Origin of the sequence: Salinicoccus sp. RF5 (assembly GCF_020786625.1) — a bacterium.
Lineage (GTDB): Bacteria > Bacillota > Bacilli > Staphylococcales > Salinicoccaceae > Salinicoccus.
The window spans coordinates 220757-232949 of sequence record NZ_JAJGRC010000002.1; the positions used below are offsets into that span (position 1 = coordinate 220757).

A 12193-nucleotide genomic window follows, 5' to 3' on the forward strand; every position below is an offset into this window, starting at 1 on the left:
TAGAAAATTCATTAAATTTAGATTATCAAGAGAGGAGGGAGAGTAATGTCATTGGAACTTGATATGATAGAAAAAAGAGATTATTTGAAACAATCCTCTGATAACATGTTTCTCTATGGATGGCTAGATATCAATGACGAAGAATATAATGAATTAATGGCAAAGAGTAAAGAATTACTTTCAAGTGATAATATTTTTAGTTATAACTCAGAGAGTAAAGATGTTGTGATTACATTGAGTCTCGTAGAATATGCCAGAAGAGTCTATACAGACGACGAAGATCTCTTTATATCATTTTTGAACGAGCTAGATATATCTTCCTCTTTATTAGATTTAAAGCTTTTGCAGAAATTAGTTTTCAAACATTTGAAACAGCATGCTCATGTTATTGAGACAGAGAAGTCTAAAAGATACAGAGACAGCATATTAATGCAAAACTTCATATTGAATTGCAACGCGGATAAGATCTTTGAGTTTCTTGTTGAAGTCTACTTTAGGGAACTGAAGGAGAATATTAATCACAGACATGTAACTACATTTTTTTTAAAGCTCTATCATGCTTTTAGAGACTATATTTTAAATGAAGAGGATAACGATATAAGCAGTGAGAAGATGACAGGCATTATTCAGACTGTACCCAACTATTTTATACATGCATATTATAATTCTCCCGAGTTCGTGACAACTATATTAAGAGAATGGCTAACCTATATTCATGCACTTAATTTTAATATAGTCCCCGTATTTAAGAAGAATAAGTATACAGCTATTTTCAAAAATAAATATACAGATATTAAAAGGGAAATTTTAATAAGAGAACAAGGGAAAGCACGAGAAACTCACAAAAATGTACATGCCCATAAATACCTAGAATTAAACGAGAGGGGGCTAATAATTAATATTCCCTCTTATCATATATATGAATATGAGAATAGATCTTATAAAGTGAATATATATAATAATGAAAAACTGATTAATTCACACCATCTAGAAGTCATACATACAGAAATAGGCTATGCGACTGAAAATAAAAAGTTTCTAATCAATAAGTTAAGCACAGATTTGAGATATGAAGTTTATGAAAACGATAAAATAATATATGATTCTAAAGATTTTTTTGTCAGAGATTTTTACTTGTTTAATGATAAAGAAAGATTAGTTAGCATAAATCAGCTTAAACTGGATAATTCTTTCACAATAGTCACCCCTTATGAGATAGAGACAATCAAGGATGGTAATGAAGAAAGAGAATTCCGTGATGGCTGTAATTTATATACTTCTTTACTCGAAGAAGACACGGAAGTAGTGGTAAATGACTATCTAATAAATGCGAAAGGAATTAATTTCGATACAGGTTTTCTTAAGGATGACCTCTTTAGTCATGTGAAATTAATGATTGATAAGCAAGAAATACAATTGATAAAAAGCTTTTCTAACTTTTATTTGAAATTGCACAGAGATGAGTATATATCAGATTTTATCTTAGAAATAAATAATTCTGAAAAATTTGATCTAGACAAGCTATATAATGCTGAAGTGATTGAAGAGGCTGGGGAAGCAGTAGTAGTCAAAGTAGATATTAAAAAGATAATAAGGATGCTGCGCATAGAATTTAACAATACAAATGTCTATGAGGTTGGTTTAAGGAAAAAAGGAGCAACAATATGGACCTATCACGGTTTATTTATGCCTATAGGTAGGTTGGATTATAAGTTCGATAAACAGTTATACACAAAGGAGAAACATGCTACATTACTCGAGTTGCAATCTCCGCTAATTGAAGAAGAGTTCCATCCTTTAACACATCCTACTAATACAGAGGGGACTTTTGTTTTTCCGCTTGATCAGAAGTCGAAATTAATATTTCAACTACCTTCCATACTATCTAAAGCTGGGAGTGAAGATGAAGAAATATGGGTTGAAGATTTTAAAGAAACTTCTATTAGAACGCAAGGCCTGGCAAACCACCCTATATGGCAAGTTGAGGCTGGAGGCCCTATTACGCCCTTGAAACTTGGTGTTATAGAGAAAAGAGGGGGATATAAAGAATTTAACTTGGAGAATTTTAATAAACTAAGCTCTCCGTCTAAGACATTATATATAAACGTAAAAGGTGAGAAGTTTAGTATTTTTAAAGTTACTAATCAACCTAAGATTAAGAGTCTTCTCACCATACCTGATGGGAAAGATTTGATTGTAAAATGCAATTATGTAGGACCGAAGAACTTGAAAATACGATATGAGAGATATAATGAACCTGATAAATTAATGACTCTCTCCTTATCAGATGAGGTGATGTTTCCGGGAGTACTAACTGACTATCATAAATACACTTTATCAATTATTCGAGAGAAAAAGTATTTTTCAAATTCAGTTGATATAGTTGAAAGTAGGAGTGAGTATTATGGGGATTTTCTCATTATTGAATCGAAACAAAAAAACTTAAAGATAGACTCAGTTATATGTGATGAAGATCGATATGAAATTAAAAACTTATACGTTAGATTTACATGGATTTCTCAAAGTGATATTTATATTGCGAAAATGTACCATATGGCTGTCGACCATGTGAGCGGTAATATCAAGGTGAAATACTATGATTATATTAATCCTGTGAGAATGGAAATGCTCTACTCAGATGAGGAATATATTACGTTTAGAGGGCAGGATACTAATCAAGAAGCATTGATATTAGATAAAGAAACAGGATTCTTAAATACATACTACAATCTTAGAGACTACAGCCGTTATTTAATAATAGATGAAATAATTTTAAGAAAGGATGAGTGTCTTGTTTAAGCCATTAAGAGAGTCGCAAAGAATTGTAGATGATTACAAAGAATTTATGAAAACAGGAAGACATATTAAGCATCCTCTTTATAATAAGCTCTTCGCTGAGGCATTGGAGAAAGAAGAGATAGACAAAGGTCCATATCTGGAAGTGACAGATTCATTTACCAAAGGAAGAAGTTTAAACGAGCTGATTCATGAAGGCGTATTAAACGCTGACTATAAGTTACTTAATAATTCGAAACATAAGGCAGTGCATTTAAATAGACCTTTATACAGCCACCAGGAGAGAGCTTTTGAAGTGATTGGTACGAACAATAGAAGTGCAGTAGTAACTACCGGTACAGGGTCAGGTAAAACAGAGTCCTTTCTCTATCCCATCCTCAACGAACTAATGAACGAAAATGCTCAAGGGGCTTTGGGTCCTGGCGTAAGAGCATTAATAGTATATCCTATGAACGCTTTAGCAAATGATCAAATGAAACGGTTTAGGGAACTGTTGGCGAACTATCCTGACATTACTTTTGGTGCTTATACTGGAGAAACCAAATATAAAGAAGAGTCAGCCATCAACCACTATAATGCACAATATAAATCTGATCCTTTGGAAAATGAAATTATTTCAAGGGAAAAAATGAAAGAGTCACCTCCCAATATTTTAATCAGCAATTATGCAATGCTCGAGTACTTATTATTGAGACCGGGAGATGAGATGTTTTTTAATGGTCCTCACTCGAAAGAGTGGAAATACATTGTACTGGATGAAGCTCACACTTATTATGGAGCCTTGGGAATTGAAATATCTATGTTATTATCCAGACTGAAAGAAGCAATAAATAAAAAAGACCTAAATTATATTTTAACAAGTGCCACTTTAGGAGATCAAAACTCTGTAGATGATATTGTTAATTACGCCAACAATCTGACTGGGAGTAACAGTTTTGATAGAGAAACAGTTATATTTTCAAAAAGGGAGAAAATAGAAGCTTCTCGAAATATAGTTGAACTTCCCAAAGAAACTTATAAAAGAATAAATGCAGTATTAAAGAATGTTTCTAAAGAAGAGCCGATAAAGGTATTAAAGCGTGAGCTGGATTACTTAGGTATTTCTTATAAAGAAGAGACAGTTGAAGAATTAATATTTGAGTTGATTACCAATGATGCTTTCTACTTTAAAATTAAAAATATACTAGCTGAAAAAATGTCTGTAAAAGATATTACTAAAGCATTGGATATCACAGAGGACGATTTACAAAACTTTGTAGATGTAGCCAGTATGGCATCAAAAGAAGGGATAAAGCCATTTGATGCAAGGTATCATATGTTTATTAGGACAATAGAAGGTTGTTATATTTCTTTTGGGGAAAAGCCGGATCTAAAACTGTCACCTAGTAAAACTAACAAAGAAGGGGCAAGGTACTACCAGATTTCCATATGTAAATATTGTGGAGAAATTTATTTAAAGGGGAGCATTCATGACGGTTTTTTGATACAAGCAGAAGAATATGAATCAGAATATCTCTTGACGGATAGCATAGATAGTTATAAAAATAACGAGGATTATAGAATATTTAATATCGACACCTTCTCAGGAAAAGTAATTCCAATTAACCAAGTTACTAATAATAGATTTGAAACAGATAGAAGTTATCATAAATATATAGTAACTAAAGACAGTGAAAAAAATACTCTTTTCAAATGTTTCTCTTGTACTTCTAGTGATACACAATCTGGTATTACCATGGATTTTTACTTCCCACAAATGAGTTCAACAAGTGTCATAGGATCGAGTTTATATGAATCTTTGCCTTCCTCAGAGACTAAGAAAATTGAGAGCAACCAATCTAAGGTCGGCCTTTTTAAACCTGCAAAAAAAAGGACAAAAATAATTAATAGACCAAAACAATATTTGACCTTCTCAGACAGCAGACAACAAGCTGCACGCTATGCATCATATTTTAATTACACGTACCAAAATATATTTAAAAAGAGACTGCTATTAGAAGCATTAGATATTGCAACAATTGAAAACCCTGGTCAAACAGAGTTCGATTTTCATCTAATTGCTCGAATACTAAGTGGTTTAATAGAAGGTAAAATCAAAGGTGAAGATCAAGATTTCAGACCACGGAAAGAGGCGATTAAAACCCTGCTTTATGAATATGTCTCCAGGGATAGAAACAGTTTGATGCAACTAGGTATTATTGATATGAAAATAAATCTGTCTGAACTCTTAGAGATGAATGAAGATCCTTTCATTGAAGGATTTACAAATAAAGATAAGAATGACTTCTTCAATTATCTACTTCGTCCTTTCAGAGTGAATCACGCTTTAGAAGTTCCTCAAGAATTTCAGTCACAAGATTTGGAAGATATATTTAGAGGAAAACAGAAAAAATTCATTTCTAAAAATACTGTTGGTAAAATTAAAGGTTTTATATCTCAAGATAAAAATAACAAAAATGCTAAGATGGTCAGGGATTTAACAAGAATTGAGACAGAGGACGAAGTTCAAGAGTTTTTAGAGGGTTTTTTTGAATTCATCAAAGAGGTGGAGCCTAAAGAAGATTGGCCATTAATAATTAATAGAGATGGAGAGAAATATCAATTATCAAACCGATATATTAAGATAAAAGACATGCGTAAAGAAAAATGCTACCAATGTAGTAGCTGTCATAAAATACAGTATAGCCCTCTTGCTGACTACTGCATCAACTGTCATCGGTTTAATACATTAGATAAAACAGCCCCCTCTCAAATCCAGTCCAACCACCATTATTATAAAATATATACAGCAGGTGAAACTGCACCAATGGTGATCAGAGAACATACTGCACAATTGTCCCCAGATCAGGCAAGAGATTATCAAAATAAGTTCATAAAAAAGGAAATCAATATCCTTAGTTGTTCTACAACATTTGAAATGGGTGTAGATGTAGGAGATTTAGAGACTGTATTTATGAGGAATATCCCCCCATCGCCAGCCAATTATATTCAAAGAGCAGGACGTGCGGGGAGGAGCTCTCAAGCAGCTGCGTTTAGTTTAACTTACAGTAATCTAACCAGCCATGACATGAATTATTTTAATAACCCTGAAACCCTGATTAAAGGCCGTATATCTCCTCCTGTATTTGATCGAAATAATTACAAAATTGCAATGAGACATGCTAATTCTTTAGTCATTGCAACATATTTTAGGGAATACCCAGAATTTTTCACTGAGAATAAGATAGATTCTTTTTTCAATGAGAAAGGGATAAGTTTGTTCATTGATTTTATTGAAGACCAAAAACATATACTAGCAAAGAGAGTTGAAGAAATCTTACCAGAAGCATTGAAAAAGTATTCATTAAAATATGTAGAACAATTGATGGATGAAGAAAATTCACCTATTCTGAAATCATATGAAAAATATAAGATTGAACTAAAAGAGCTGAGTGAACTGTATGATGAATTAGTAGTGGAAAAGAAAACGAGAGAACTTGTGAACATCGATAAAGCAATAACTTCTCTAAAATCAACTGGGATAATTCAACACATGAGCAGGAGTAATTTTATACCTAAATATGGGTTCCCAGTAGATACAGTGGAATTGGAAACAAGTTTTACTAGAGATAGTAACAATACATTGCGTCTCTCAAGAGATCTTTCTCAAGCAATTAATGAATATGCACCAGACTCAGAAGTTATAGCTGATGGATATATTTATAAAAGTAGGTATGTAAACTTACCTCCTAAAAGAAATGTTGGTTTGCCATCCTATGTTTATATACAGTGTACTAATGAGGAGTGCAAACATCTAAATATAATCCGGAACGAACTCAAAGGTAAGTTATCAAAGTGCTCTTTATGTAAAGAAGAGCTAAATGAAAAATCACAAAGAAAATTAATCATTCCTGAATATGGTTTCACAAGCGAAGACCAAGTGGAAAAAGCAACAATAAAAACGCCTCATAGAACAAAGCGTAGCTCGGTATATTATTTAGGTGGTAGAGAAAAAGAATCTTATGATAAAGTATCAGCTTACAGCATTCAAATGAAGTCAACTAAAGATGATGAGCTAGCTGTAATAAATACTAGTGATTTTAGCATTTGTGATGAATGTGGTTATGGTATTTTAGATGATAAAAAAGCAAAAAAGAAATCACATAAAAATAAATGGGGCAGAGATTGTGAAGGGTCTTTTTCGAAAAAATCACTGGGTCACATATTTAAAACAGATGTAATATTACTAAAGCTCAATCTAGATCTTGATTTCTATGATGGCTTAGGCGTCCTATATGCTTTGCTAGATAGTATGTCGGAGAGTTTAGGTATAGAAAGAAAAGATATCTCTGGAACAGTAGAAAAAATTGGAGAAAGAAATAGAAGGACAGTACGCTTTGTATTGTATGATAAAGTACCAGGAGGAGCGGGCCATGTTAAAAGATTATATGAGAGGCCCGAGAAAGAAATAGAAGAAATTTTTAAAAAAGCGTATAAAAAAATATCTGAGTGTAACTGTACTAAAGATACTTCTTGTTATAGTTGTCTACGTAATTACGAGAATCAACATTTTCATGATAATCTTACGAGGGCAGGTACCTTAGCTGCCTTAGAAAGTATTATGGGAGAGGATACCCTGATATAGAAAATAATTCAGTTTAAATTCATGCCATATTAATCGTAATCTAAATTAAAATTAGATTGATAAGTAATAAGCGGGTGCTTCGTTTAATACATTGCCATTCTATATAATTAATTTATTAAGTCCATCGATGCTTCTGTGTAGAACCACGGCATCTTTGGACATTTATTATAAATAAATCACTGAAAGAAAAATAACCAAATTTATATTTTGGCTAGCATGATGATATAAATAAATTTTCAAGGACTAAATAACTGATGAGCTAAGTGAATTTGTAAAATCGGCTAAGAGGTCCACCTCATAATAATGAAAGATTAGAATGCTTGGAGGACGAGGTTTGGATGATGTATTAATACATGGTCTGAGCCCTACATACATACTGAGTGAATGAACTCTTGAAAGAGGTGAAAGAATGGAAGGATTAAAGTTGGAGACACTCCTTTTCAATGAAAGGAACATCGCTAAATTAAAGAGCATGGATTACAACAACTATCCAATCGTCTATATCCTACACGACAACAAGAAGAAAAAGAGTGCCTATATCGGGCAGACGGTACAGATGAGAAATCGGATGAAGGCACATCTTAAAGACGAAAAGAAGAAGGGGTTGGATAGTGTCCTTCTGATTGCCCACGAAATGTTCAATCAGTCGGCTACATATAATATAGAGACGAACCTGATCAACTATTTCATCGCCGACAATAAATATGTATTAAAAAATGTGAGCCAGACGACGAAGGCTGTTACCCATAACTATTATGATAAGTACAAGTATGATGATGAAATCTTCAGCGAACTGTGGGAGAGGTTGCGGGCAGATGAACTGGCGGATCATACGCTGGAATATCTTCAGAACAAGGATGTATTTAAACTCTCCCCCTACAAGGAATTGTCGGAATCGCAGGTGGAATTGAAGGAGGAGATACTCGATTTCTGCAAACATCATATTAATAGTGATAAGCGGTCGGTATTCCTCGTGAAGGGTGATGCAGGAACGGGCAAGAGTGTGGTCTTGAGTTCGACTTTCAATGCAATACAGGATCTGAGCAAAGATGAAGACTCTCCATTGAAGGGGACGAATAATTATCTGCTCGTCAACCATAATGAAATGATCAAGACATACGAATCCATCTCGGAGAGTCTGCCGAATTTGAAGAAGAAGAACTTCATGAAACCGACGTCATTCATAAACCAGATGGATAAGACTGGAGAGGTTGCAGACATCACTTTTGTGGATGAAGCACATCTGCTCCTGTCGAGAAGCGATAAATATAATAGCTATTCCGGAGAAAACCAGCTGCGTGACATCAGTCTGAGAAGCAAGGTGACGATTGTGGTTTTCGATGAGAGGCAGTTCCTCAAACTGAAGAGCCACTGGTCCAGCAATCTCCTTGAGGAGATGACCAATGGTGCTGAGACGAAGACTTACGAACTCACTGATCAGTTCAGGATACAGGCAGATCAGGAAGTGGTCGACTGGATTGATGCTTTCGTCGATAAGAAAGTCAGACCGTTCCCTGAATCAACTGGAGATTATGAGCTGAAATTCTTCGACAGTGCGGCAGAGATGTTTAAGGCCATTCAGGAAAAAGATGGTGAACATCAGCTTTCCAGGGTCGTCGCCACCTTCGACTATGAACATAAGAAGGATGGAGAGGAATATTACGTGGAAGAACCCGGGTTTAAAGGTGTGTGGAACAGGACGCACTATAAGGAGACCTGGGCAGAGCACCCTGAAACGGTGAGGGAAGTGGGGTCCATATATACGATACAGGGGTTCGACCTCAACTATGTCGGTGTCATACTCGGACCCTCGGTCTCATATGATGAGGAAAAACAGGAGCTGAAGCTGCTTCCTCAGAAGTATAAGGATAAAGAGGCCTTCAGGACGTCCTCCGAATCCAAGGTGCAATATAATGTTGAAGAAATGAAGGAACAGATTATATTGAATTCAATCAATGTATTGATGAAGCGGGGCGTCAAAGGACTCTATCTCTATGCAAGCGACGAGAAGCTTCAGGCGGTGTTGAAAGAGAAATATCAAGGAGGACGAGGAAATGAATGAACTGATAAAAGAAATCAACAAGTTCAGGGATGAGAGGAATTGGAGACAGTATCATAATCCCAAAGATCTTTCATTATCGCTCTCCCTGGAAGCGTCCGAACTCCTTGAGAACTTCCAATGGATATCGGCAGAAGAGGGCGCTGAGAAGAACCGCCAGAATATAGAAGAAGAACTGGCGGATGTGTTCATATACGGTCTGATGATGGCCGATGATCTTGGTATTGATATGGAAGAAGCGATATTAAGGAAGCTGAAGAAGAATAGGGAGAAGTATCCTGAAAAATGAAACCATAGACTAAGTCTGTATATAAGGAGTATTTATATGAGGGGATATATAGGTATTACGGCAAGAAACTGGTTCATGAAGATTGCTGAAAAAGAAAACTTGAAGGAAATAAACTTTTGGAGGAAGAACATAAATGATTTTAAAGTAATTAAGGAGGGGGATTATTTCTTTTTTCTAGTGAAAAATGAGAAAGGGATAAAAGGAGAAAGACCAGTAATGGGAATGGCTACTTTCAAACGCTACGAAGTGTTGAGTCCTTACGAAGCGTGGATAAAGTATAGAAGAGGAAATGGCTACGAAGATAAGCAGAGTTTTATGGCGCAAATTAAAACAATGTATGGAATAAATAAAGATGATCATAAGATAGGATGTGTCATATTATCGGATTTTTATAAATTTCCAGAACCAGTTTATTTAAGTGAAACTCCAATATCCTTTAAAAAAAGCATTGTTTCAGGAAAAAGTATTTCTGACGAGGAATTACAAGTGATAATTGAAGATTCATCTAAATTAATAAATGAATCAAATGAAGAGCTTTCTGAATTTAAAGGTTGGGATATGTATAACGAGGGTCTTCCAGAAGGAAAAGAGGTCTTTAAACAACACTTGATGAAAGAAAGGAACAGAGGTTTAGTATCATTAGCGAAAAAACAGTTCTTAGAAACACACGGTAAACTATTTTGTGAAATTTGTGGTTTTGATTTTGCAGAGAACTATGGAGATGTCGGAAAAGGATATATTGAAGCTCATCATATAAAGCCGTTATCAGAAATGCATATGAATGAGAAGACAAGAGTTGAAGATTTAATGATGGTATGCTCAAACTGTCATAGTATGATTCATCGCAAGAAACCATGGTTAACTGGTGCTGATATCAAAAAACTGTTGTCTGATAGAGGAGCGTAAGACGTCACAAGGTAGTTGATATAATTAGAAATATTGATTTTTGTGGTCACAGGGATTTAAAAACCATCCATGAGAGTGGGAAAATAAATGAGCAAAAAAATAAGTGAAGATAGACAAGCGCTTCAAAATTTTCTAATGGATGTCAGTGAGCTAGATCGACTAGAGAAGACGACCTCTAAATTTAATGCCTTTGAGACCTTGGGGATAGTCAATACAGAGATACGCCACAGTAATGTACTGGGGTGGCTTATGACTCCTAATGAGCAACATGGACTTGGAGAAGCTTTTACTAAAAAACTGATTCAGGAGATTGCTAAGAACTATGGAGATGGTCTGCTCGAGCATGACCCTGTGAAACTACTATTGTGGGACTATCATGACCTGATAGTGAGAAGAGAGTGGCGCAATATAGATTTGTTGGCTATTTCTGAATCAAACAAGTTTGTGATTGTCATGGAAAATAAGGTGTGGAGCAAAGAATCGAAACACCAACTGAAAAAATATGAGGCAATTGTACAAAATGAGTTTGCTGATTATAAAAAGTTATTTATATATCTTACACCTTTTGGAGATGATTCAAGCAACCCAGATTTATGGAAAAGTGTGAGCTATACGCAAATTATAGATATAGTTGAATCTATTTCATTACTTAAAGAAAACTCGATGGACACCAGTGTGAAATTATTTATTGAACAATACATAGATACATTAAGGAGGCATGTTGTGGGAGATCATGAATTGGAAAAGATATGCCAAGATATATACTTTAAGCATAAACGAGCATTGGATTTGATATTTGAATACAAGCCGGATATGTATTCAGAAGTAGCAATGATTCTTAAAGAAAATATCGAAAAAAGGCCTGGCTTTATACTGGATGGCAGCAGTAAAACTTATATACGATTTACAACCCAAACTATAGATCAATTAGTAGAGAAAAAAGGCAAAGGATGGACATCTTCACATAGGATCCCTCTTTTTGAATTCCAAAATCGTGGAACCAAGTTAATGCTTAAATTTCTTATTGGGCCAGGGGAAGAAAGTATTAGAAAGCATCTTTATGAAATAGCATCCAGAAACTCCTCTACATTCAAAGGACGCAATAAACAACTCAAACCTGTATATACTTCAATTTATTCAAAAAGTATCCTTATTTATGACGAGAGTTATGAGATCGATTATGAAAAACTTAAAACTACATTGAATTTGCGACTGGATAAATTTTTTGATACTGAATTGAAAGAGTTGGAAGAGGCACTGATTGAAGAGTATGTTTTATAATCTTATATATGGTTTTATCTCTAATTGGGGCGATACCTGTCTACGGTTTTAAGTTATAGATAACGATTGTTGCGGTGAGGAGGGGAAAAATAATTCAAAACTATATAAAGGAAATTTTATACAATAAGAATATTGCTAACATTGTATTAATCTCAGGTTGGCTATGGTGGTTGGTGTCTCTATTTTCAATACCTCAATTAACAGCAAGCGAAGTCGCTTCTGATTTTCATTATGCTTC

At 34.6% G+C, this 12193-nt stretch carries 6 protein-coding genes; all 6 read left to right on the forward strand.

Going from position 1 to position 12193, the window contains the following annotated elements:
- The first annotated feature begins 45 nt into the window (after window positions 1–45).
- The 6 genes from LLU09_RS08075 (at window position 46) to LLU09_RS08100 (ending at window position 11955) form a co-directional block, all read left to right on the forward strand.
- The gene (locus LLU09_RS08075; protein ID WP_228311296.1) at window positions 46–2799 is read left to right on the forward strand and encodes a hypothetical protein; all 2754 of its coding nucleotides are present in this window, start codon (window positions 46–48) and stop codon (window positions 2797–2799) included.
- A complete protein-coding gene (locus tag LLU09_RS08080; protein WP_228311297.1) occupies window positions 2792–7420 on the forward strand; it encodes a DEAD/DEAH box helicase in 4629 nt (1542 codons plus the stop codon). The genes LLU09_RS08075 and LLU09_RS08080 overlap by 8 nt, the downstream gene beginning before the upstream one ends.
- Before the next feature lie 409 nt (window positions 7421–7829).
- On the forward strand, window positions 7830–9482 hold the full coding sequence (locus LLU09_RS08085; protein WP_228311298.1) for a DUF2075 domain-containing protein: 1653 nt from the start codon (window positions 7830–7832) through the stop codon (window positions 9480–9482).
- Window positions 9475–9768 carry a MazG-like family protein gene (locus LLU09_RS08090; protein WP_228311299.1) on the forward strand — a complete coding sequence of 98 codons (294 nt, stop codon included), beginning with the start codon at window positions 9475–9477 and terminating at the stop codon, window positions 9766–9768. Before LLU09_RS08085 ends, LLU09_RS08090 begins: the two co-directional genes overlap by 8 nt.
- Before the next feature lie 75 nt (window positions 9769–9843).
- On the forward strand, window positions 9844–10674 hold the full coding sequence (locus LLU09_RS08095; protein WP_228311300.1) for an HNH endonuclease: 831 nt from the start codon (window positions 9844–9846) through the stop codon (window positions 10672–10674).
- Between the two features lie 87 nt (window positions 10675–10761).
- Complete coding sequence (locus LLU09_RS08100) at window positions 10762–11955, forward strand: PDDEXK-like family protein (protein ID WP_228311301.1); 1194 nt, start codon at window positions 10762–10764, stop codon at window positions 11953–11955.
- The last annotated feature ends 238 nt before the right edge of the window (window positions 11956–12193 follow it).